Source organism: Bacillus sp. GB_SG_008 (genome assembly GCF_052038115.1).
In the GTDB taxonomy this organism is placed as follows: domain Bacteria; phylum Bacillota; class Bacilli; order Bacillales; family Bacillaceae_G; genus Bacillus_A; species Bacillus_A rhizoplanae.
This window is the reverse complement of sequence record NZ_JBPZSK010000008.1, coordinates 36,251-60,566: the sequence shown is the minus strand read 5'-3', so window position 1 is coordinate 60,566 and position 24,316 is coordinate 36,251. Positions and strand designations below refer to the sequence as shown.

The window sequence follows — 24,316 nt, the reverse complement described above, 5'->3', positions numbered from 1 at the left end:
AAACAATCCTTCTTATGATAACGCGTTTTTATAGGTGAAGCAAAGAAAAAACATCTTCCAATTTGGAAGATGTTCCCTTATCCCGCATTAACGGGCAGTAAGCCCCCTACCTTAAGATTCAGAGAAAAACAAAGAAGATAGGTGGGGGATAACTGCCCGTAAAAGCCCGATTGGTTCAACTAACCATCAGTGGGGGAAGAACACCCCACTGATGGAAGTTTCACTTTATAAAAGTGGTGAAATAAGACGCATCAGTGATTCAAGCGTTCTTTTTCGAATGCTTCTCTTTTTAAAGACTTCCCAGCGAAGTTCTGTAGAATCCTTAAAATCTTGTTCGAAATCATGTTTAATGTCAAGGACAGTCGGAGAGTCATATAAGATAGCGATTAATTCATAATTCAGTTCAAAGCTACGAATGTCCATATTCGCTGTTCCAATTGTTGCAATTTCATCATCAATTAATACAATTTTCGCATGCATAAATCCATCTTTATAACGATAAATAGAAACACCTGCTTCTAATAATGGCGCAAAGTAAGACTGAGAAGCTTGATCGCTTATGATGCTATCGCTTATGCCAGGATATAAAATACGTACATCAATTCCAGCAAGTGCACTTAAACGTAGTAATGTTAATGTTTCTGGATCTGGAATGAAGTATGGCGTCGCAATCCAAATGGAGCGTTTTGCTGATGTCATGGCCGCTAATAAGGCATTTCGAATCGTTTTGTCACTTGCACTCGGGCCACTTGCGACAATTTGGACAGCACCGTCTGTATCAACAGTCCACATCGGAAAATACTCTTTATTCATGAAAGGTTCCCAAGAGTAGTTATTTAATCCACTACATGCGTATAACCAATCTTCTAGAAAGATAGCTTGTAGTTTATATAGTGCTTTCCCTTCAATTTTTAAATGGCTATCTCGCCAAATTGGAAATTTCTTAGAACGGCCAAGATATTCATCTCCAACATTTAATCCGCCTGTAAATCCAATTTTTCCGTCAATAATAATGATTTTACGATGATTACGATAGTTAACGGTTTCTATTAGCCATGGGGAAAGAGCAGGATCAAATTCTACTACTTCAATTCCTGCGTCCTTCATCGGTTGCAAAAAGGTGCTTCGCAACGTATAACTTCCAAGTCCATCAAATAAAAAACGGACAGTTACACCAGCTTTTGCTTTTTCAATTAAAGCATCACGGAGCTTTGTCCCAATTTCATCAGGTCGATAAATGTAATATTGAATATGAATGTGATGTTTTGCCTCTTGAATAGAGGAAAAAATTTCTGTAAATGTTTCCTCTCCGTTTGTTAATAATTTTGTTGCAGTTTCATTAGCAATGGGCCCTCCGCCAAACTTGTGAACGACAGTAGCCAAATGGGCAGAGCGTTCATCTAGAGATGGTGGTATTTCTTGTTTCAATTGTCTTCCTTCTAAAATTTCACGGAACAACTTTCTTTGCTCTTCAGCACGATGTAAATGTTTATTTCGGCGCCATCTGCTGCGGCCAAATAGTACATAAAAGAATACGCCAATAACAGGAAGAACTGCTAATACCCAAAACCAAGCTAACGTACTTTGGGGGGAGCGATTTTCAATAAAGATGATGAAAGCAATGCCAATAGCTGTAATAAGAAATAGCGATCCAACAAAGGTATTCAATGTTATGGGAGAATTGTTTAGTACTTTTAGTACAAAGACTGTAATTGCACTAACGAATAATAATTGCAGAACACGATTTTTCATTGGTATGAATGTCACCTTTTTCCGATTAATTATATCCTTATTATAAGATATTTTATATTTACTAAACCAACATGAAATATTATAGCTCACGCCTCTTAAGTTTGTCCTGTGTATATTTTAATTATCGAAACTTTTCGCTTTGAAAAGGAGGGAAGTTGATGAATGATGTAAGGCGTCCAATAAAAAAACGATCTCATAAAAACGCATGAGACCGTTTTTTTTATATCAGGATCTGCAGCTTAAATTGATAAAAATTAGTCTTTCTTTATGAAAATATCCGATATAATCGGTCTATGATCTGACGCCAAAGTGTCGAGTGTACGGGAAGATTGAACATTAACGCCAGAAGTTGTTAATATATAGTCGATTTTTCTGTCAGGCTGTTTTGCAGGGAAGGTATAGCTAGTGCCATCACGCTCTTCGTTCCAAGAATCTTGATATGATTTAAGCAAAGGTTGTAACTCTGGGGCTGTCGGTACTGCATTCATATCACCAAATAAGATTTTTTCCCTATGGCTTTCGGACATAATATTTAACATATCGTGAACTTGCATGCTCCGTACAGTTGGATCTGTCCGGTAATCCAAGTGAGTAGCGTATACATTTAATTTTATTCCTTTTACATTAATCAGCGTTTCGGCAAATCCAGGAGACAATTCGGGTTTTGGGTTAGGTACTTGTGTAGAAAGTCTAGTTATTTCACGATTTTCAGCTTTAAGAATGGGATATTTACTTAAAATCGCCACACCGAACTGACGGTTAGGCTGCCCTGCTTGTAATGGTGAAAGATTATAAATAGGGGCAAAGAAATAGTGCATATTAAGTGATTGCGCAATCTTTTCTATTTCATTGTCAAAATTGCTGCGATCTCCCCAATGTACATCCACTTCCTGTAGACCAATAATATCTGCTCCTGAATCCTTTATAACATTGGTAATAGATTCAATGTCATATTGATTGTAGAAGTTGTTACCATAATGGATGTTGTAACTCATGACACGTAAGTGTACGCCTTTTTCCTTTTGTTCATCGCTGTCTGCGAATGAGAGCGACTGGAAGCATGAAAAAACTAACAAAAATGCAGTAATCATCATACAGACTTTTTTCAACATCATTTTTCCCCCTGAAGTTAGATATTATCTACCATTTCACTGTGAATTTTAAGAGAAAATACAATATTCCGTCTATAGTTTTTTTATAACTTAATAAAACATTTACATTTCATTATTCAGTGGGGGATGAAGAACCCCTCCACTGATGGAAGTTTTATTTAGTTTAAGGTTGTTGCAGAAGGGGTAGAAACTGTTGAACAAGAAACGTTACTACAATCAATGGGATGTGACTATGTACAAGGATTTTATTATGCGAAACCGTTAACAGTATCAGAATTAAAAAATGAATTTTAACCGAAAAACACTAGCTCCCTGAAGAGCTAGTGTTTTTGAAATTAACTAATTTTTGTATCAAGTGTTTCTGTATTCTTTTCAGTAGTATTTTTCATGATAAATGGATAAAGAACTAATCCGATTACGAATAATCCTATTCCTAGTAAGAACGTTTTTATATCAGCTGTCCCTGTTTTGATAACCCAAATTGAATATATAAGAGCAAGTACTGTAATTACTCCGTCAACTTTGCGAGAGCCTTGCATGATGTCATATGTTTCGCCAGTAATAACGAGTTTTAATTGATACAATGTTGAGACAAGGTACGGAATTAAATAGGCAAGTGTAGCGACAACAATTGCAAAGTTATACGCCTCTGATACTGAACCAGAAATAGTAGAGAATAAGAATATTTGTGTCATGATATTTGTTAATAATAATGAGTTCGTTGGGCTTCCTTTTTTATTTGTTTTTCCAAAGAAAGCTGGGAATAATCCGCTTTTTGCTGCTTGATAAGGAACCTCTGCACTTACAACAATCCAGCCGACTGTAGAGCCGAATAGAGAGACAAGTGCTAGGAATGCCATAATATATGCACCTTTATTACCGATAGCCATACTTAATGCGTCAACCAATGGTTTTTGTGATCCTTTTAGCGCCTCTTGTGGAAGAGCACCCATTGTTAACAATGTAATTGATACATAAATAAGAAGCGCAATTACTAATCCGAAAATCGTTGCTTTTTTTACATCGCGCTGTGATTTTGCACGGTTTGAAAGCATAACGGCTGACTCAATACCAATAAACGCCCAAAGTGTTGAGATGGCAGCAGCATTGACTTGTCCGCCTAATGGGATAGACTTTCCAGCTTCATTCATAAACGTTTGCCCATCACCGAAATTCGCTGCATTAAAGATGAATAATGTAATGATAATAAACATCGTAAATCCAATAATTTTTGCAACAGTTGCAAGTAAGTTCATATTACCAGCACGATCAATATTTTGAGAAAGAATATATTGAATGCCCCATAGCATGATACTACATACAGCAAATGTTAAGGCTTTTCCTAGTTCTAATGAGAAACCATTTGTCGTGAACAAAATTTGTTTACTTTGCATAACTGGGAAAAACGTAGATAAATATCCTGCAAATGAAATAATAACAGAAGCTGTTGCTGCCCAGTTTGCCGCCCAGTAACCCCACGCCATGCTATAACCAGCAACTTTACCAGCTTTTGGTGAAGTGAACATTGCTTGCGCATAGCTTTGCGGACCTGCTTTTAAATTTGGTTTTCGCATTGCTAAGTTTCCAAACACGAGTGCAATCATAAATACACCAAGCCCGGTAATTGTCCATGCAAGGGTGGACCCCATTGGTCCTGATACTTGTGCTAAATTTGCCGGAAGCATAAACACGCCGCCACCAACCATATTTCCAACAACGAATGCTGTTAAAATCCATAAACCCCATTTTTTTGTGTCCATGATCGTCTAACTCCTTTTGATGATAGTTTTTTTTGTTTTATGATTTATTGTACCTAGTGTTTTTTGGAAATAAAAAAGAGCCATGTAGATAAAAAATACCTACATGGCTCTTTGCCTAACGTAGGTACAACGGGAATAACCCTTGTACCTACGCGTGAATTTTTCCGCTAGGTTTCAAGGGTTTACGTATGATGATGATGTTTTTGTGCAAATGTAACTACAGTTGTATTTGTAAGCATAGTTCTTTGCTCCCTTTCTCCTCTGATTTTGAAGTAAGTATACTACATGTTTTTTAGAAAGGGAAGAGAAAAATACAAACTTTTTTATAAAAATTCATCCTGGTGATTAAATATTTATAGCGATGAAAGTATGTTTTTGTATTTATATCTCTTTTTACAGGGAATATTAAGGCTGTTACTGAGCGTTCGTAATATTTTTTGATGAACATGGAGGAAAGTAAATGAAAAATAGGAAGTCGGCTAGATCTCTTGTTTTGGGGATAATATTTGTAGGTGTTGTCCTTTTTAACTTTTCAAAACCAACATACGCTTATATTCCTTCTGAAGATCAAATTGTAAAGAGCAAACCAAATCATTATGGAACTGAGGAAAATCAACCGGCATACGATATTTGGGGACAAACGATTTCGCAAAAAAAGGCGAATGAGTTGTTGAAGACGAATGAAGGCAAAACGTTATTATCACCACAAAACGGAGCAGTGAAAATTGACAATAATTTATTAAAAGTGGGGAGAGAGTCTTTTTATGAAGAAACATTTGGAAATGAAGTGTTTCTTACAGACATAATGGGTATTTTAAATGGAGCGTTAACTTTAGAAAATATTAAAAAAGCAATTTACGACTTGCATGGAAAAGGGACAACAAATTTACGTGTTGAACTGGCGAAAACTGTGAAACTAGGAGATAAAACGTTTGAAAAAGGAACAAAGATTGATACTGGTTTAGATGTTGCAAGTGGTTCTAATGAAGTGTTAGGGATGCCTATTATTAAGTCTGAAGGAAGAGAGAAGATAGGAGTAAGCTGTGCTGCATGCCATGCAACGGTAACTAGGGATACAAAAAAAGTTATTGAAGGTGCTGTAAATAATGATTTTAATGGCGGTCTCATTTTAGCACTAGGGACAAATTCAGCAGCTTATTTTTCTCGTGCAGAAATTCAGTCATTACAAGACTATATAAAAGATTTAGGGCGAACAGTAGTAACTTCTGATGGAAAAAAAGCTCCACTTCCTAATCCAGAGATGATAGAGGAGACTGTAGATCGTACTTTATTAAAATGGCCAAGAGGAAATTTTGATGCGAGTAGTGATTTGGTGAATAATCCAACACAAATTCCAGATTCTTTTACATTTGGAGATCATCCTTATGGGTGGAATGGGTTTGCGCAAGCTGGTCCGTTTAAAGGACTAAGTGTAATTAATAGTGCTGTAAATATTCAAGGTTCAGATTTAACGACATTAGCGCATGCTAGTCCATTCCTTTTCAAAATCGACAAGGAAGTTTATTTAGGAACAATGTTACAAAATGCAGCGAATCTAAAATATCGATATGATCCTAAAAGTGGAAAGAAACCATCTGAGTTTTTTGCTTCAGTAGACCCTACTCCAGAAGTTCCAGGAGTAAATGAGTTAATTACGCTTCCGACGTTTCCAAGACCGTCTTTAATCTCTCCTAATGGTTTATTATCAAGTTCTCCTGGCTATCGGGTTATGGAGCAAAATAATGGAATGTCTGCGTTACAAAATACATTTGTTTCCCCTAAACCACCATTATCTGTTGATAATAAGACGATGAAAAAAGGGAAGACCGTATTTGCACGTGCAGGCTGTATTACTTGTCATGCGGGACAAACCTACACAAATAATCGAATTATTCCAGTTAATGAAATTAAGACCGAGCCATCAAGAGCAAAATCATTTGAAGCAATAGGTAAAAACTTAGCAGAGCCTATTATGTATTCACCGGATACATCTGTACCTATACCAAAAGGAGCAAAATTGTTAAAAGTTCCAGCCTATACATTAGATAAAGAAAAGATTAACTTAGCATATATGTTAAATGGTTCACCTGGTGGTTACAAAGTTCCAAGCTTGTTAGGGCTTTATTGGGGAGCGCCGTATTTACATGATGGAGGCGTTGCGGTTGGCCAAAATGTGGAGAGTGAGCTAGGTATGACAGGAACGGTATCAAAAGGAATTGAGCCTAATCCGTTTAACAGCTTACGAGCATTAATTGACCAAAACTTGAGAAGAAAAGTAATCGAAGCAAACAAAAATTCAAAAGATTTACAAGACGCACATATTACGGGAGAAGGACACGAATATTGGGTAGATTCTTCTACAGGTTTCTCAAAACAAGAGCAAGATGCGTTAATCAACTATTTACTCACATTAGAATGATTTAGAAGTATACTGTAGCGAACAAGCACTGGAAGATAAATAATCTATTTTTTATCCCGCTATTCGCGGGCAGGAAGATCCCAAACCTTAAGATTTAGAGAGAAGCATTGTTCAGCTCTAGCGGCTAGAATCTCCGGTCGTTTCGCCCCCTCGGGGGCGAGGCAAAAAGCGCCTCTCTGTCGGGTGCTCCAACGTCCTGCGATTCTGAGCGAGCCGCTTCCGCTTTTCTTAAGAAGATAGGTGGGAGATGAAGAAACCCCCACTCATGGAAGTTTCATCTTATCATTAGGGATTCACTCTTATCCATTTATAATCACTCCACCGTTTACATGAAGAATTTGTCCTGTCATATAGGAGGAGTCGTCCGACGCTAAATAAACATAGGCAGGTGCCAGTTCAAAAGGTTGTGCAGTACGCTTCATTGGTGTAATGCTTCCCAATGTTGCATAAATTTCTGGCGGAGCGCTTGAAGGGATAAGAGGGGTCCATACAGGCCCTGGAGCAACGCCATTGACCCGAATTCCTTGATTAATGACTGATAATGCTAACGAGCGGGTAAATGCAACGACAGCTCCCTTGGAAGCGGCATAATCAATCGCGGGATCAAGTCCGTTGTACGCGGCGAGTGAAGCCGTATTGATAATAGAGCTTCCATTTTTTAAATAGGGCATGGCTGCTTGTGTTAAATAAAAATATGAAAAAATGTTTGTTTTAAAAGTACGTTCGAGCTGCTCTGCTGAAATGTCGCTGATACTTGCTTGTGTATGTGCTTCTCCCGCATTATTGACTAGGATTTCAAGATGGCCAAATGCTTCCATTGTCTTTTTAACGACATAATGACAAAACCCGGCATCCCCAATATCACCTGCGATTGTCAGGCATTGTCTGCCCAATTGGTTCACTCTGTCTTTTGTTTCGGATGCATCCCCATGCTCATTTAAATAAACAATTACAATATTCGCCCCTTCTTTTGCGAAAGCAAGGGAGACAGCCCGGCCGATCCCGCTGTCTCCCCCAGTAATGATGGCGACTTTGTTCAATAGTTTGTTGCTTCCAGAATAATTAGGGTTTTCGGAGATAGGTCTTGGAATCATCAAAGATTCAATACCCGGCTGCTGAGGTTGGTACTGCGGGGGGAATTCGATTGGAACTGTATCGCACTGTTCTATAAATCCAAAATGCTCATACATAATAAGCCAGCCCCTTCGGTTATATGTGATTTAGCATATTCTTAAAAAGAGTATAGGTGCATGCCCTGTGTCCTGGCTTTTAATTTTTTCGACCCATTCCCTGTCTGTGTAAACACGAAGTTGGACATCATTAGGCACTTCCGTTGTGGACAGCAGCTTCCCGCAGTTGTAGAGCATCTTTACCAATGAAGTAACTTTCTCCGATTACCCGACAACTTGCATTAACCTACCACTTTAGCTCAATAAGAAAAACGAAATTATTTTATTCATTTGATATTTTCATGATAAATATTATTTAGAAATTACTGTAAATAAAAGGGCGATGTGATAATCTTATAAAGAGGTTTTTTTAAGGAGTGGGAGCTTGCCGTATGTCGTACATATTTTAAGTGTTTTTATGATTTTTGTAGGAGGAATCAGTTTATATCGCTCTCTTAAATATAAAGGGTATGGAGCGTATTTTAAAGTAAAAAAATTGAAAATTCCATTATGGATTATTACGTTAGGGGTTTCACTATTTGTTATGAGCATGGGTATTTATGCGCTAATATTAGAGGGAACATGGTAGTAATATAAAGATGGAATATACGATTGTATAAGCTTTAATCTAAGTGAATTATAATAAAGTGAAACTTCCATCAGTTGGGGGGCTTCATTTCTCAACTATCTTTTTTTGCTTTTCCCTGAATCTTGAGGTGGGGTGGCTTACTGTCTGTTAATACGGGATAAATTTGTTAACTTAATATAGTCATATGTTCTCTATTAATAGGGTTGAAAAGGAGTAGAATATTCTACTCCTTATATTTTTACAATTGTTCATGTATTGGTGTATAACATACATTTGAGCGAGGATTGCGAGCACTTTGTTACATTTCATAGCAGTGATTTTAAGGTTCATAACGAATTAGTAGAGAGGATAGAAAAAGGAGGGGTTATATGGAGTTAGCAGTTGAACAAGTATTTACAAAAGAAATTTTACAAGAAGGGGCAAATCGTTTTGGTGTAACTGTTATGGAAGAACCGCTTGGAGATTTTGAAAATTATATCTTTCGTGCAGAGGGAAAAGGAAGTACACCGTATGTTTTGCGTTTGACACATTCATCTCATCGTACATATAAGCAAATTGAAGCGGAACTAGATTTCCTAGCATACCTTGGGGAAAACGGTGCAAAAGTAGCGGCACCGCATCGGTCACAGAACGATATATTTGTAGAAAGCTTACAAGCGACAGATGGAACATTTTTTTATGTTTCTCTTTTTGATTATGCAAAAGGAGAGAGGGCGAAAGATAACGATCTCGATATTTGGAATGATACGCTCTTTTATGCATGGGGGAAAGCAATTGGTCAGTTACATAGACTTACAATGCATTATCCCAAAACAGAGAATCGTGTTACGTGGATGGATGATGAAATTACAATTATTGATATGTTAAAGGAAAATCATGAGCTGCAGCAAATCGCTTATGAAATTATAGAAGAAATTAAGAATTTACCTTCTACAAATTGTACATTTGGATTAATTCATGGAGATATTCATCATGGAAATTTCCACTATGAAAATGAAGAGCTAACAATTTTTGATTTTGATGATGCAACGTATAATTATTTTGTACATGACCTTGCAATGGTTTTGTATTATTCTGTCTTACAAAAAGATTGGCCGGAAGATAAGAAGACGATTTTTGCACGTCATCAGTTGCAAGTATTACGAGAAGGATATGAGACAGAGCATCAGCTTGACGATTCCTCATATAGTGCTCTGCCACTTTTCATGCGCCTTCGAGATGTTGCTTTATATGGAACAATCATGAAAAAGTTTAACGGTAAGAAAATGCCAGAGCATTTTCAAACATTAACAAGGGCTATTCATCAGAGAATTCTTGCAAGAAAAGCAATTATTGAATGTTAAGAAAAAAAGCTGACCTAAAGCACTCTTTAGTGGAGTCATGGTCAGTTTTTTTTAGGCTAGTTTGGGTATAGAGATTATATTAGATAATTGCCGTTCTGTTTTTTACTAAATAAATATATTATGTGTTTTTATGCGAAAATGTGTTTATTTTCTCAAAATAATATTGAATTGCATAAGGTGTATATTTTATACCTTTTGTATATCCTGAAAATTCCAATTTAAATGAAGGAGGATTTGTGGAAACTTTTGTGAACTGGTATTGATAGAAAAGATAAACAAGAAGAGGTTTCGTAAAAAGATAAAAGTGAAAGAAGCAAAGAGAGCAATCTCTTTGCTTCTTTTTCGTGTCTAAAAGATTACTAGTTATTTTTTTAGGTGTTTTCGAATATAAAAAACTGTATAGGCTTTTTTGAGTTGTAAAGGAGGGGAGTAGATTGATTGTCTTTCGCGATGTCAATAAATATTACGGCAGCTTTCAGGTTTTAAAAAATATTAATTTGCAAATTGAAAAAGGGGAAGTCGTCGTGGTCGTTGGTCCATCGGGATCAGGAAAAAGCACGTTGCTGCGCTGCATGAATCAACTAGAGATGATTACGAATGGTGAATTGTTTGTGAATGGTGTAAACGTGCATGAGATAAAGAAAGATATAAATCAACTAAGACGAAGCATCGGCATGGTATTTCAACATTTTTATTTATATCCCCATAAAACGGTGCTTCAAAATATTACACTTGCCCCGATAAAAGTACTCAAAAAGCCGAAAGAAGAAGCAGAAAAAATTGCTATGTTTTACTTAGAAAAAGTGGGGATTATTGATAAAGTAAATGCCTATCCGCACCAACTATCAGGCGGACAGCAACAGCGCGTTGCCATTGCAAGGGGGCTAGCAATGAGGCCGGAGATCATGCTGTTTGATGAACCAACTTCTGCACTTGATCCCGAAATGATTGGCGAGGTACTCGACGTTATGAAAACATTAGCAAAAGAAGGAATGACGATGGTTGTTGTTACACATGAGATGGGGTTTGCTCGTGAGGTAGCTGATCGTATTTTATTTATGGACAAGGGTCAAATTGTGGAAGAAGCAGCACCTGTTGATTTCTTTGCAAATCCAAAGCAAGAACGAGCACGGTTATTTTTAAGTCGTGTGCTTAATCATTAAGGGAGGAATTCGATGATTAAAATGAAAAAGTGGTTTACACTTATCGCTTTTGCGTGTTTATTTACATTGATTGTAGCTGGGTGCGGAAATAAGAAAGAGGAAACGAAAGAAACTGTAAAAAATGAGAAAGAAACTGTTATTGATCAAATTAAAGAACGCGGAAAATTAGTTGTCGGTGTGAAGTATGATACGAATCTATTTGGATTAAAGAATCCGTCAACGGGCAAGGTAGAAGGATTTGATATTGATGTTGCGAAAGCACTTGCTAAAAAAATTCTAGGCGATGAGAATAAGTTAGAATTAAAAGAAGTTACTTCTAAAACGCGTATCCCGATGTTGAAAAACGGCGATATTGACGCAATTATTGCGACAATGACAATTACCGAGGAACGCAAAAAAGAAGTTGATTTCTCAGATGTGTATTTTAAAGCAGGACAATCTTTACTTGTGAAAAAGGGAAGTAAAATTAAGGATATAGCTGACGTGAAAAAAGGTGTAAAAGTGTTAGCTGTAAAAGGCTCTACTTCTACGAACAATATTCGTGCAAAAGCACCGGAAGCGACTGTACTTGAATTTGAAAACTATAGCGAAGCATTTACGGCATTGAAGGCAGGGCAAGGCGATGTTTTAACAACAGATAATGCCATTTTATATGGTATGGAAAAGCAAGATGCAAACTATGAAGTTGTTGGAAAAATCTTCACCGACGAACCATATGGTATTGCAGTGAGAAAAGGAGAAACAGAGCTTACGAAAGTAATTAATGAGCTATTAAAAGAGATGAAAGCAAATGGAGAGTACGATAAGTTGTATGAAAAGTGGATTGGGAAAAAGCCTGAGTAAAACTACAAAATATATGATAACAAGAGGATGAGAAATAATCATCCTCTTGTTATAAAGAAAGAGGGGGAGAGTTTGTGCCCGATTTTTCTATTCTCTCAAATAATCTAGATTTGTATTTAGAGGGATTCCGATATACATTGATGTCTAGTATTGTTGCATTAATTGGTAGTTTTATTCTTGGCATCATAATCGCAGTGATGCGAATTGCACCAATTCGGGTTCTAAATTGGATGGGTACAACATATGTAGAGTTTATTCGGAATATCCCTTTAGTTCTAATTGCATTTGCTTTTTATTTTGCTTTTCCGGTAATTGGCGTTACATTAAGTGGCTTTGTTGCTGGTACAACTGCACTTACTATATATACAGCGGCTTTTATTACAGAGGCAATTCGTGCAGGAATTTTATCAGTTCCGAAAGGGCAGATGGAAGCAGCGCGTTCTTCTGGTTTAACGTACGTGCAAGCGATGTATTATATCATTTTACCGCAAGCAGTAAAAATTGTGATTCCGCCACTAGGTAATCAATTCCTAAATTTAGTGAAAAACTCTTCTATACTAGGTATTATCGCTGGGGCGGATTTAATGTACCAAGGTGATTTAATCTCTACAAGAACATTTGTCACATTTGATGTATATATATTTGTTGGTATGTTTTATTTACTGTTAACTGTTCCGCTTAGCATGGGTGTTCGATACTTGGAGAAACACTTGGCGAAAGGAGCTGTGTAAATGGATTTTCGGGGTGCCTATACAGGAGATCATGTTATTTTTTTACTAAAAGGACTACTTATTACGTTAGAAATCGCTCTTATAGCAATCTTCCTTAGTTTTATAATTGGTAGTGTAATCGGTACGTTACGATATGCGAAAATACCGGTTGTATCAGCATTACTTGCCTGTATTGTTGAAACCATTCGTAATTTACCGCTGTTATTAATTATTTTCTTTACATATTTTGCGCTCCCAGAAGCTGGCTTGAAATTAGAGATTACAACAGCAGCCATTGTGGCTTTGACGATATTTGAAGCAGCGATGATATCAGAAATTGTTCGCAGTGGTTTATTATCAATTGAGAAGGGACAAATTGAAGCAGCGCGCGCTTCTGGACTATCGTATGTACAAACGCTTCAGCATATTATTTTACCGCAAGCACTGCGACGTATGGTGCCGCCGATTGTCAGTCAATTTATATCCCTTTTAAAAGATACATCGTTGGCAGTCGTAATTTCATTGCCAGAATTAATGCATAATGCTCAAATTATTAATGGTCAAAATGTAAACTATATGATTCCAACTTTTATTCTCGCCGCATGTATGTATTTCATTGTAAATTATAGCTTGTCTCTTTTTTCAAGACGTTTAGAGAGCAGATAAAGTGAAACTTCCATCAGTAGGGGGCTTCATCTCCCACTGATGGTTAGTTGAACCAATCGGGCATTAACGGGCAGTTATCCCCACCTATCTTCTTCGCTTTTCTCCCAATCTTGAGGTGGGGATCTTACTGCCCGTTAATGCGGGATAACTCTTGCATATTATTTTATGCAAGAGTTATTTTTTTAGAAAAGTTTTAATTTTATATAGAAATTGTAAACGCTTTATTGTATATTTTATATTATCAGAAATTTTAAAATACAGAGTGCGTTTAGGGGAGGAAGAAGATGAAGCAAACAACGAATGAGCAATTACAGCGTACAATGAAAAGTAGACATTTATTTATGATTGCACTCGGAGGAGTAATCGGGACAGGTTTCTTTCTCGGATCAGGATATACAATTAATCAAGCAGGACCAGGAGGAGCAATTCTTTCTTACCTAGTCGGTGGGCTTATTATGTATTTAACGATGCTTTGCCTTGGTGAACTAACAGTTGCAATGCCTGTTTCTGGATCGTTTCAAAAGTATGCAACGAAATTTATCGGACCTGGAACAGGATTTATGATTGGCTGGCTGTATTGGTTAGGCTGGGCTGTAACTGTTGGTTTAGAGTTAACGTCAATTGGTTTAATGATGAAAAGATGGTTTCCAGATGTTAATACTTGGGTATGGTGCCTTGTGTTCGGTAGTCTTTTATTCATTACAAATGCAGTATCAGCAAAAAGCTATGCAGAATTAGAATTTTGGTTTTCAAGTATTAAAGTAGTTACCATTATTGGATTTATTCTTCTTGGTGGAAGTGCAATACTTGGGTTTTTACCATACGACGGAAAAGAAGCGGCGCCGCTTTTTTCTAACTTTGTACAAGATGGTGGATTATTTCCAAATGGACTTGGAGCTGTGTTACTAACAATGATTACTGTAAACTTCTCTTTCCAAGGAACAGAGTTAATTGGAATTGCAGCAGGTGAAAGTAAGGAACCGGAAAAAACGATTCCGCGTGCAATTCGTAATACAGTATGGCGCATTATGTTATTCTTCATTTTAACAATGACGATTTTAGTAGGACTGATTCCTTGGAAAGAAGCGGGAGTTATTGAAAGCCCGTTTGTTGTTGTATTTGATAAAATCGGTATTCCATATGCAGCGGATATTATGAACTTTGTTATTATTACTGCTCTATTATCTGTAGCAAACTCTGGGTTATATGCAGCAACACGTATTTTATGGTCGCTATCAAATGAAGGTATGGCACCAACTTCCTTTAAGAAGTTAAATAAAAGAGGTGTTCCTATTACTGCATTAGTTGTGACGATAGCTGTTGCAGCACTATCTTTATTAACAAGTGTATTCGCAGAAAGTACAGTATACATGTATTTACTATCTGTTGCAGGTTTATCAGCGGTAGCGAGTTGGATTATTATCGCATTTTCACAAATTCGATTTAGACAACAATATTTGAAGAATGGTGGCAAGCTGGAAGAATTAAAATATAAGACACCATTATATCCGATTGTTCCAATTGCAGCGCTTATTTTAAATAGCATTGTTGTGATTAGTTTAGCTTTTATCCCAGAACAGCGCATGGCATTATATTGCGGCATTCCATTTATCATTTTTTGCTACGTGTATTATTATATAAATAAGAAACGACAGCAAACGGTGCAAGTAGAAATGGGGAATGCATATGAAACTAACAGTCAAGCCCAATGAAATAACAACTGACCTTCCGTATGGTGAATTACAAATTGGAAAAGAAAATGGGTATACACCATTAGAACTTCTAATTGCTTCGATTGCAGGATGCAGTTCGATTGTGTTTCGAACGATTTTAGAAAAAAAACGTATTACATATAATGAGTTCACAATTGAAGCTGAAATTGTAAGAAGTGAAGTTTTGTCAAAACCAGTGGAGAGTATTCATTTGCACTATAAAATAAAGGCGGAGGGAATCGCGCAAGAGCAGTTAGAAAAGGCGTTAGAGCTTGCTGTGAAGAATTGTACGATTGTTCAATCCGTGAAGGATAGTATCCAAGTTATTGAAACAATTGAATTGATTTTATAAAAAAGTGAAAACTACCATTGCTATGTTTTGTATACATAGTAATGGTAGTTTTTGTTTTTGTAAAATTATCCCTCATAGTTTTATACTCTAATTTTTCTTGATTTTTGTTATGAGTTTGGTTATAAAATTGTGGGCGTTTTCATTCCGCTATTTGCGGCAAGTAAGCTCCTCTCGCCTGAAGATTCTAAGAAAACAAAGAACATAGGTGGAAGATAAAAATGTTTGACATTATTAATTGCACAGTTTAATATTTAAAGATGTTAAATATTTTAGGGGTTAAATAAGAGGTGGAACATATGCAAAATGATATAACTCATATTGATAAAATTCAGGCTCTTACATTTTCTATTGGAAAGAAAATGCAAACGGAGTTATTAGAGCAATTGCAATCATCTGGACTAACACCACCGCAATTTTATATTTTAAAAATCTTAAATCATTACGGTACAGCAAGAGCGACAGAATTAGCGAAGAAAATGTATGTGAAGCCAAGTGCAATCACAGTGATGATCGATCGTTTAATCGATCACGAATTAGTTTTACGCTATCATGATAAAAATGATCGCCGCGTTGTCGTAATTGAGTTAACGGCGAAGGGGAAAGATGTATTAGAAGAGGCAATGACTGCTCGGAATCAACATATTGCAAAATACTTTTCACAATTAGAAGTACAAGAGAGAGAAGACTTACTTCGTTTGTTTGAAAAACTAGAAGCAATTATTTGCCAAACATCAGAGAAGAGAGAGAAAAAATAAAGAGAGTCGAGGAGATTATATGGAACAACAAGAAAATCAAAATAGAACATTGTTGTTAATTGGTTTAGTTATCGCAATGTTATTTGCTGCATTAGACGGAACAATCGTCGGTACAGCAATGCCGCGTATTGTTGGTGAACTTGGCGGATTAAGTTTAATGACGTGGTTAACAACAGCATATATGTTATCATCAACAACGGTTGTACCAATTGCTGGTAAGCTGGCAGATTTGTTAGGTCGCCGCAATGTATATTTGACAGGATTAATTATCTTCATGGTTGGTTCTGCGCTTTGTGGTATGGCAAATGGTATGACAGAATTAATTATCTTCCGTGGTATTCAAGGGCTAGGCGGCGGTATTATGATGCCAATGGCCATGATTATCATTGGGGATATGTTTACAGGGAAAGAACGTGCGAAATGGCAAGGGATTTTTGGAGCACTTTATGGTCTTGCTTCTGTCATTGGTCCACAAATTGGTGGTTGGATTGTTGATTCAATGAGCTGGAGATGGGTGTTCTACATTAACTTACCAGTTGGGATTATAGCGACAATCTTTATCGCAATGGGCTTAAAAGGACAGAAACAAACTGGCCCAATTCAAATTGACATCGCGGGTATTTTTACTATGATTCTCGGTGTTGTGAGCTTATTATTAGCATTAACATTTGGCGGGAAAGACTATGCTTGGGGTTCTTGGCAAATTATTGGGTTATTTGCGCTTGCAGTTATTGGTCTCATAAGCTTTGTCATTGTCGAAACAAAAGCGAAAGAACCGATTTTACCTATCCATTTCTTTAAAAATCGTACATTTACACTATTAAATACAATTGGTTTCTTTATGAGTGTTGGAATGTTTGGAGCCATTACGTTTGTACCATTCTTTATGCAAGGAATTGTAGGTGTAAGTGCTGCTGAATCGGGAACAATTATGACACCAATGATGATCACGATGATCATTACAAGTATTATTGGTGGTCAGCTTGTATTAAAGGTGGGAGTAAAGCCACAAATTATCACTGGAATGCTCATTATGGCCGGTGGATTCGGGCTTTTAACTACAATGGATATGCATACAAGTAAGCTCGTCGCATCGTCATATATGATGGTTATTGGTTTAGGAATGGGTCTTGTAATGCCAACCTTAACATTAGCATTACAAGAAAGCTTCCCGAAAAAAGATCTTGGAGTTGTGACTTCATCAAGTCAATTCTTCCGTCAAATCGGTGGTACATTTGGGATTACTATTTTAGGTTCTATTATGAATAACACATCCGGTACAGTATTAACAGATAAGTTAGTACCTGTGCTAAATACGTTCCCACCACAAGCAGGGGAAATAGCGGCGAAGTTTAAAGACATGATTCACACAAATCCACAAGGGCTATATTCAATGTTATTTAGTCCAGAATCATTGAAGCAAATGCCAGAAGCAATCGCAAATAGCATTGTACCTGTCTTGAAGACATCATTATTAGATTCTCTTCATCATGTATTTATGACTGGATTAGTATTTATTGTAGTCGGTGCCGTATTTACACTTTTCTTGAAGAAAATTAAGCTTTCTGGTCGTAAAAAGGGAACAGAAGAACAAAAGAATGAAACAGAAGAACAAAAGAATGAAACAGAAGAGAAAGATGCAAGTGTATCTTATTCATAATAAGGAAGAGCATCGCCTATAATGGCGATGCTCTTTGTATTTTTACATAGATTTAATCGCGTCTTTTTACTTATAAACAATTGACGGATTTTACTGAATAAGTTATATTATTTGTGTAAACGGTTACATATGATAGAGAGGGAAAAGAATGAGTACGATAAAAGACGTCGCTAAACTAGCAGAGGTATCCGTTGCTACTGTTTCTAGAGTATTAAATAAGAATGGCTATGTGCATGAAGATACGCTCAAAAAAGTAAATCGGGCAATTGAGTTATTAGATTATAAGCCAAGTACGGTGGCACGTTCTCTATCTAATAAGAGTTCTCGTCTAATCGGATTAGTTGTCCCAAACATCGTAAATCCATTCTTTCCAGAGATAGCCCGGGCAGTAGAAGACATAGCTCATAAACAAGGATATACGGTTGTGCTATGTAATTCTGATGAAAGTTTAGAAAAAGAAAAACAATACATTGATGTGCTTATACAAAATAATGTCGATGGCTTTATTGTCGCAACAAGTCCGCAAAATAGTAGTAATTACATGAATCTACAAGTGCCGGTTATAGCGATTGACCGCGTGTTTCATGAACGTATTCCAACAGTATATGCCGATAACTATGCTGGAAGTAAACAAGCGACAGAGCTTTTATTAGCAAAAGGATGTCAAGCGATTGCGCATATTCGTGGACCGCGAAATCTCAGTACTGCAAATGAGCGTTTTCAAGGATTTATCGATACTGTCACGAAACAAAATGTTTCTTACGTTATTGCAGAAAGTGAATTTCATCCTATGAAAAGTGAATATGTTGCTTCTGAACTGCTGGAGAAGCATCCGTATATTGATGGTATTGTAGCAGGAAATGATTTGATTGCACTAGGTACAGTAAAGGCAGCATTGCAAAAGGGAATATCTATTCCAAATGAATTACAAATTATCGGATTTGATGGAATTTCTTTAGCTGAAATGATGTATCCAGCTATCACAACCGTCGCACAGCCTATTTATGAGATGGGTAAAATTGCAACGCAGTTATTAATTGAGAAAATAGAAGGGCGTCAATTAAAGGAAGAGCATCATCGTTTAGCAATTACAATTATAGAGCGAAATACAACGAAGTAAGGAGAGAAAAAGATTGGCGAATATTGCGGTAATCGGCAGTATTTCCGTGGATTTAGTTGCCATTTCAAAAAAACGCCCCAAAGCTGGGGAAACAGTAATTGGGGAAGCATTTCATACTGTTCCAGGTGGAAAGGGTGCAAACCAAGCTGTAGCTGCAGCACGTTTAGGCGCAAATGTTGCGATGGTTGGAGCGATTGGAAATGATAATTACGGAAAGCTTGTTCGAAAAAATTTAGAAAATGAATGTATTTTTATTGGTTGTGTGGAAACGATTACAAATGAAACAACAGGAATTGCCCATATTGTATTGGCTGAAGAAGATAATAGTATCATTGTTGTACAAGGTGCAAATCGTCTTGTAAGTGAACAACTTGTAAATCATGCAAAAGATCTTCTTATGAAAGCGGATATGGTTGTTTTGCAGTTAGAAATCCCACTCGAAACAGTAAAGTATGTACTAAAAATTTGTGAAGAACATCAAATTCCAGTAATTTTAAATCCAGCTCCAGCACAAATACTGCCAGAGGAATTGTTACAAAAAGCAACGTATATTACACCAAATGAGCATGAATGCCGAATTATTCTAGATGATTTCACGTCACCAATTGAATTGTTACTTGAAAAATATCCTAATAAATTGTTGATGACAGAAGGCGGAAACGGTGTTCGATTTCATAATGGAACAGAGATTGTTCATGTACCAAGTATTTCTGTTGAAGTTGTCGATACGACAGGAGCTGGAGATACATTTAGCGGTGCATTAGCAGTTGCAATTGCAGAAGGAGAAGAATTGCAAAAAGCGATTCATTTTGCAAACATTGCAGCGGGACTCTCTGTAACAAAATTAGGAGCTCAAGGTGGAATGCCATCACGAGATAAAGTACGAGAAGTGCAGATGATTCTTGGATGGTGAAGTATTTATTAGTGTTGTTATGGCAACATTAAATTTAACGTATATTGAACTGTCGAATACATTTAAAATTATGACTTTTAGCGTAATTTTAACTTAGAGGTATTGACTTATCAGTAGGTTCTATTTTAGCATTACTACATACACTTATTGTTGGTATGAAATCGTTTTTTGCAATAGGAGTGGGATTGCTTGCTGTTCTTATAATGGGAATTATAAACGGTGTCATCGTTGAGAAAGGGGAAGTAGCAACTTTTATCAATAATGATGTTGTTTAGGGGCTTTATACTCGTTTGTATGGACAGACGTCTGATCATTAGTCTAGTTATTGCTTTGATATTTCAGTATGAGATATAACGAAGATAACTGCTGTTGCTATACTGTACTTGATTCTAAAGAAAAACAACGTATTGGTAGGTATGAAGAAGCAGAGATGTGGCGTTACATAAATAGTAGTTGATGTACAAAATGATTCAGAAAATCTCGTTCAAAAAAGCGTATATGTAACCGGTATCATCTTTACAGATTCCAAAGTAGTTGCGTCAGCGGTAAGTGTGGAAAAAGAAAAAAGCGAAGAAAAAAAGTAAAAAAATTATTTTGATTGAATTAGGCGTTATTAAGCAAAAATAAACATATACTTGAATCCAGAAAGGAAGAAAAAACATGAAATTTTTTATTGATACAGCAAACATTGATGAAATTAAAGAGGCAAATGCTCTTGGCGTATTAGCAGGTGTAACAACGAATCCATCTCTTGTTGCAAAAGAAGGCGTAGATTTTCATGAACGCATTCGTGAAATTTGCAGTGTTGTAGAAGGCCCTGTAAGTGCAGAAGTTATTAGCTTAGAAGCAGATAAAATGATTGAAGAAGGAAAAGAATTAGCGAAAATTGCACCTAACGTTGTTGTAAAAGTACCGATGACAACAGAAGGTTTAAAAGCAGTGAAGGCTTTTTCTGATCTAGGTATTCGCACAAATGTAACATTAGTGTTCTCAGCTGTACAAGCATTACTTGCTGCACGTGCTGGTGCAACATATGTATCACCATTTTTAGGTCGCTTAGATGATATTGGTCACAATGGTATGGATCTAATTCGTCAAATCGCAGATATTTTTGTAATTCATGACATTAAAACAGAAATTATTGCAGCATCTGTTCGCCACTCTGTACACGTAACAGACGCAGCATTAAATGGTGCACACATTGCAACAATTCCAGCAAATGTTATTGCTTCATTAGTGAAACATCCATTAACAGATCAAGGAATTGAAAAGTTTTTAGCTGATTGGGAAAAAACACAAGGAAAATAATTTTCTATGGAACGGTTCAACTTTCAAGTTGAACCGTTTTTTTATCCCGAATGAATGGGTAGTAAGCCCCCCACGGAAGGAAGTCTTGTTTTATTGAATTTTCTGTAAATTTGTAGAAAAAATGAATATTTCCTGGGGAATTGCCGGAATATGGCTGATACTTGCACATTTTTTCTGCAAATTGATTGTATCAATATGCTTTTGAAAATAAAAAACAATGATGGAATCTACCCCATCATTGTTTTTTTAAATCTTCCTCTTATATAAATCATCGAAGCAAATGTAAGCAAGAAAGCTGTTCCAATTACAAAACTTACGCTCGGTGATGCTCCGATTGCTCCAACCGTAAATGATCCGCCAACGACACCGAGTGAGAAGAACGCATAGAATAATCCGAATGCTTTTCCGCGATTATCTTCTGTTGTATTTTCAACAAGTAAAGTATTAATAGAAGGAAAGAGAATTGCAAATCCAATTCCGTAAATGATCATGACAATAAAGAGCATGCCTTTTGTTGCAAATATACCAAGTAACGATAATGCAAATGCCATAACTGCAATACCAATGACCATCATTTTTTGACGGTTAAAGTAATCGTATATACGGTTTGTTGGCAGTAAGAAGAAGAGGATTGCGGTGATTCCAAAGACACTAAGCATCATTCCTGTTAAGGATGATTTAAGTCCTAAAGCTTCTATTTTCATAGGTAACATATATGTGACAATTCCTTGTGAGAACATTAACGTAAAGGCACCGATGTATGCTTGTAATAACGGTTCAGATTTTAATAATCCAAGCATCTCTTCTTTGTTTAATATTTGCGTTCGTAATGTATTTGTTCTTGTTATATGATTTGGCAACAAGAAGAGCGAGACGATTGTACCAAGTACCATTAAGATAGAAATTGTAATGAAGACCCAGTGTATACCCGCGGTTGCTTTCATAATCCCACTGAAAGCAGGACCCACGATAGCTGCTGTTCCAACAGCTGCACCAGATAAAGCCATTGCTTTCCCTTGCTTTGTTGCTTCTGTTTGTTTTGATAAGAAAGTAAAGGCAGCTGGTATTAAGAAGCCGTCACTAAATCCGTGTAGAAAACGAACGATAATAAGTTGTTCACCGTTTTGGACGACGGTATACAATAAAACTATGAGACTCGTAATTGCCATACTAATAGAAAGAACTTTTTTGGCTCCATATTTATCAACAGACGCACCTGCAATAATATTGCCGATCATATTTGCAAATGAGTACATTCCAACGACAAGGCCGATAATAAGAGGGGTTCCTCCAAGACTTTGTGCGTATGTACTCATAATTGGTAATTGTGAAAATGTATCTAAGAATGCAATGATAACAATAAAATAAATAAAGTATTTCAACCTGTTCACCTCTCTTTTGCTATTATGGCATAATGCTATTTTTCTCTGCAATGAAATTAATTTGTTATGTATGGAAAATTGTACACTTTAAATAAAAATTAATGAAAATAGTAACGATTTTATTTTCTTAATATTTACACTATTTTATCAATCTTTTTGCACGAGATTAACATTTCCTCACTATAATTAAACTGAATCATAACAATATATATATGTATTAATCTATCTTTTGTTTATATTTTTATATCTCATTTCAAAGATATAAAATCATCAAAAGATAGGATATCCGTATAATAGATTTACCAAATAACATCAGAAGTTCTACTTCATGAGGATATAAATATAAAATGGGAGGATTTTGTATGAAAAAGAAAGTATTAGCATTAGCAGCTATGGTTGCTTTAGCTGCACCAGTTCAAAGTGTAGTGTTTGCACAAACAAATAATAGTGAAAGCCCTGCACCAATTTTAAGATGGTCAGCTGAGGATAAGCATAATGAGGGGGTTAGCACTCATTTGTGGATTGTAAATCGTGCAATTGACATCATGTCTCGTGATACAACGATTGTGAAACCAAATGAAACTGCTTTATTAAATGAGTGGCGTACTGATTTAGAAAATGGTATTTATTCTGCTGATTACGAGAATCCTTATTATGATAATAGTACATATGCTTCTCATTTTTATGATCCGGATACTGGACAAACATACATTCCTTTTGCGAAACAGGCAAAAGAAACAGGTACAAAATATTTTAAGCTTGCTGGTGAGGCATACCAAAAACAAGATATGGCACAGGCATTCTTCTATTTGGGATTATCGCTTCATTATTTAGGCGATATAAATCAGCCGATGCATGCAGCAAACTTTACGAATCTTTCTTATCCCATGGGCTTCCATTCTAAATACGAAAATTTTGTGGATACAATAAAAAATAATTATATAGTTTCAGATAGTAGTGGATATTGGAATTGGAAAGGGATAAATCCAGAAGATTGGCTTCAAGGAGCAGCGGTAGAGGCTAAACAGGATTATCCTGGTATTGTGAATGATACGACAAAAGATTGGTTTGTAAAAGCAGCTGTATCTCAAGAATATGCAGATAAATGGCGGATGGAAGTGACACCGGTAACAGGAAAGCGCTTAATGGAAGCACAGCGCGTTACAGCCGGTTATATTCATTTGTGGTTTGATACGTATGTAAATCGCTAATGACTTATAGAAAGACCAAATACTTACTATTTAAGTATTTGGTCTTTTTTCATACTAACCTAGACACAGTTATAGCTAAAGGAAGGTGCTTTATAATTGTTTAGTTAATAAATAGTAAAAGATAACAACAATGTTGAATTAAATTTTGTAATGCCTGATGTTGTCGATTGTTTTCTGCATGTCCACTTACAACCGTTAATACATTTTCATGTAATGAAGTGATAACATTTTGATGTTCTTTCTCTTTTTGATGTAATTGCTGTTCTAACTCTTGTACTTGATTCTGTTTTTGTAAACATAATATTTTCCCCAAGCTTCTATGATTTGCTATTTCCTTTGTTAATAGATAGTAAGATTTTGCTTATAGAAGTTTCACT

General features: G+C 36.3%; 21 protein-coding genes and 1 pseudogene. 16 read left to right on the top strand and 6 right to left on the bottom strand.

Annotated features, from left to right (window positions below):
• Window positions 1-225: 225 nt before the first annotated feature.
• Window positions 226-1,752, bottom strand: a complete 1,527-nt coding sequence (locus ACTDJC_RS18685; protein ID WP_440604338.1) for a cardiolipin synthase — start codon at window positions 1,750-1,752, stop codon at window positions 226-228.
• Between the two features lie 254 nt (window positions 1,753-2,006).
• Complete coding sequence (locus ACTDJC_RS18680) at window positions 2,007-2,864, bottom strand: endonuclease/exonuclease/phosphatase family protein (protein ID WP_440604337.1); 858 nt, start codon at window positions 2,862-2,864, stop codon at window positions 2,007-2,009.
• Window positions 2,865-3,032: 168 nt separating this feature from the next.
• Between ACTDJC_RS18680 and ACTDJC_RS18675 the strand changes: the two are divergent.
• Window positions 3,033-3,158 (top strand): annotated as a pseudogene (locus tag ACTDJC_RS18675) (EAL domain-containing protein); the annotation flags it as partial.
• Between the two features lie 41 nt (window positions 3,159-3,199).
• On the opposite strand, the gene ACTDJC_RS18670 reads toward ACTDJC_RS18675, so the two are convergent.
• Window positions 3,200-4,624, bottom strand: a complete 1,425-nt coding sequence (locus tag ACTDJC_RS18670; protein ID WP_440604336.1) for an amino acid permease — start codon at window positions 4,622-4,624, stop codon at window positions 3,200-3,202.
• A gap of 460 nt (window positions 4,625-5,084) precedes the next feature.
• Between ACTDJC_RS18670 and ACTDJC_RS18665 the strand changes: the two genes are divergently transcribed.
• Window positions 5,085-7,043 carry an electron transport protein gene (locus tag ACTDJC_RS18665; RefSeq protein WP_440604335.1) on the top strand — a complete coding sequence of 653 codons (1,959 nt, stop codon included), beginning with the start codon at window positions 5,085-5,087 and terminating at the stop codon, window positions 7,041-7,043.
• A gap of 299 nt (window positions 7,044-7,342) precedes the next feature.
• Here the strand turns inward: ACTDJC_RS18665 and ACTDJC_RS18660 are convergent, their stop codons facing one another.
• On the bottom strand, window positions 7,343-8,233 hold the full coding sequence (locus tag ACTDJC_RS18660; protein WP_440604334.1) for an SDR family oxidoreductase: 891 nt from the start codon (window positions 8,231-8,233) through the stop codon (window positions 7,343-7,345).
• Window positions 8,234-8,597: 364 nt separating this feature from the next.
• On the opposite strand from ACTDJC_RS18660, the gene ACTDJC_RS18655 reads away from it, so the two are divergent.
• The 13 genes from ACTDJC_RS18655 to fsa all read left to right on the top strand — a co-directional run bounded on the left by ACTDJC_RS18655 (window position 8,598) and on the right by fsa (window position 21,346).
• Complete coding sequence (locus ACTDJC_RS18655; protein WP_253628600.1) at window positions 8,598-8,801, top strand: hypothetical protein; 204 nt, start codon at window positions 8,598-8,600, stop codon at window positions 8,799-8,801.
• A 368-nt stretch (window positions 8,802-9,169) separates the two neighbouring features.
• Window positions 9,170-10,144 (top strand): phosphotransferase enzyme family protein, encoded by a 975-nt coding sequence (locus ACTDJC_RS18650; RefSeq protein WP_440604333.1) that lies wholly within the window; start codon window positions 9,170-9,172, stop codon window positions 10,142-10,144.
• Between the two features lie 434 nt (window positions 10,145-10,578).
• The gene (locus tag ACTDJC_RS18645; RefSeq protein WP_440604332.1) at window positions 10,579-11,307 is read left to right on the top strand and encodes an amino acid ABC transporter ATP-binding protein; all 729 of its coding nucleotides are present in this window, start codon (window positions 10,579-10,581) and stop codon (window positions 11,305-11,307) included.
• Window positions 11,308-11,319: 12 nt separating this feature from the next.
• The gene (locus ACTDJC_RS18640) at window positions 11,320-12,150 is read left to right on the top strand and encodes a glutamate ABC transporter substrate-binding protein (RefSeq protein ID WP_253628604.1); all 831 of its coding nucleotides are present in this window, start codon (window positions 11,320-11,322) and stop codon (window positions 12,148-12,150) included.
• Window positions 12,151-12,224: 74 nt separating this feature from the next.
• Window positions 12,225-12,881 (top strand): amino acid ABC transporter permease, encoded by a 657-nt coding sequence (locus tag ACTDJC_RS18635; RefSeq protein WP_098309056.1) that lies wholly within the window; start codon window positions 12,225-12,227, stop codon window positions 12,879-12,881.
• The gene (locus ACTDJC_RS18630) at window positions 12,882-13,526 is read left to right on the top strand and encodes an amino acid ABC transporter permease (protein ID WP_440604331.1); all 645 of its coding nucleotides are present in this window, start codon (window positions 12,882-12,884) and stop codon (window positions 13,524-13,526) included. It abuts the gene before it with no gap.
• Between the two features lie 284 nt (window positions 13,527-13,810).
• Window positions 13,811-15,238 carry an amino acid permease gene (locus ACTDJC_RS18625; RefSeq protein WP_440604330.1) on the top strand — a complete coding sequence of 476 codons (1,428 nt, stop codon included), beginning with the start codon at window positions 13,811-13,813 and terminating at the stop codon, window positions 15,236-15,238.
• Window positions 15,213-15,590, top strand: a complete 378-nt coding sequence (locus ACTDJC_RS18620) for an OsmC family protein (protein WP_440604329.1) — start codon at window positions 15,213-15,215, stop codon at window positions 15,588-15,590. Before ACTDJC_RS18625 ends, ACTDJC_RS18620 begins: the two co-directional genes overlap by 26 nt.
• Before the next feature lie 296 nt (window positions 15,591-15,886).
• Complete coding sequence (locus ACTDJC_RS18615) at window positions 15,887-16,345, top strand: MarR family winged helix-turn-helix transcriptional regulator (protein ID WP_440604328.1); 459 nt, start codon at window positions 15,887-15,889, stop codon at window positions 16,343-16,345.
• Between the two features lie 19 nt (window positions 16,346-16,364).
• Window positions 16,365-18,005, top strand: a complete 1,641-nt coding sequence (locus ACTDJC_RS18610; protein ID WP_440604327.1) for an MDR family MFS transporter — start codon at window positions 16,365-16,367, stop codon at window positions 18,003-18,005.
• A gap of 148 nt (window positions 18,006-18,153) precedes the next feature.
• Entirely contained in the window at window positions 18,154-19,125 is a 972-nt protein-coding gene (locus tag ACTDJC_RS18605) for a LacI family DNA-binding transcriptional regulator (protein ID WP_440604326.1), read from the top strand.
• A 13-nt stretch (window positions 19,126-19,138) separates the two neighbouring features.
• The gene (gene rbsK, locus ACTDJC_RS18600; protein WP_440604325.1) at window positions 19,139-20,038 is read left to right on the top strand and encodes a ribokinase; all 900 of its coding nucleotides are present in this window, start codon (window positions 19,139-19,141) and stop codon (window positions 20,036-20,038) included.
• A 660-nt stretch (window positions 20,039-20,698) separates the two neighbouring features.
• On the top strand, window positions 20,699-21,346 hold the full coding sequence (gene fsa, locus ACTDJC_RS18595) for a fructose-6-phosphate aldolase (protein ID WP_440604324.1): 648 nt from the start codon (window positions 20,699-20,701) through the stop codon (window positions 21,344-21,346).
• 227 nt (window positions 21,347-21,573) lie between these two features.
• Here the strand turns inward: fsa and ACTDJC_RS18590 are convergent, their stop codons facing one another.
• Window positions 21,574-22,728, bottom strand: a complete 1,155-nt coding sequence (locus ACTDJC_RS18590) for an MFS transporter (protein WP_440604323.1) — start codon at window positions 22,726-22,728, stop codon at window positions 21,574-21,576.
• Between the two features lie 362 nt (window positions 22,729-23,090).
• On the opposite strand from ACTDJC_RS18590, the gene ACTDJC_RS18585 reads away from it, so the two are divergent.
• Window positions 23,091-23,939: a phospholipase C gene (locus ACTDJC_RS18585; protein WP_440604322.1), complete on the top strand. Its 849-nt coding sequence runs from the start codon at window positions 23,091-23,093 to the stop codon at window positions 23,937-23,939.
• 100 nt (window positions 23,940-24,039) lie between these two features.
• Here ACTDJC_RS18585 and ACTDJC_RS18580 read toward each other — a convergent pair whose 3' ends face one another.
• Window positions 24,040-24,252, bottom strand: coding sequence for a hypothetical protein (locus ACTDJC_RS18580; RefSeq protein WP_440604321.1), 213 nt, complete (start codon window positions 24,250-24,252; stop codon window positions 24,040-24,042).
• Window positions 24,253-24,316 lie beyond the last annotated feature (64 nt).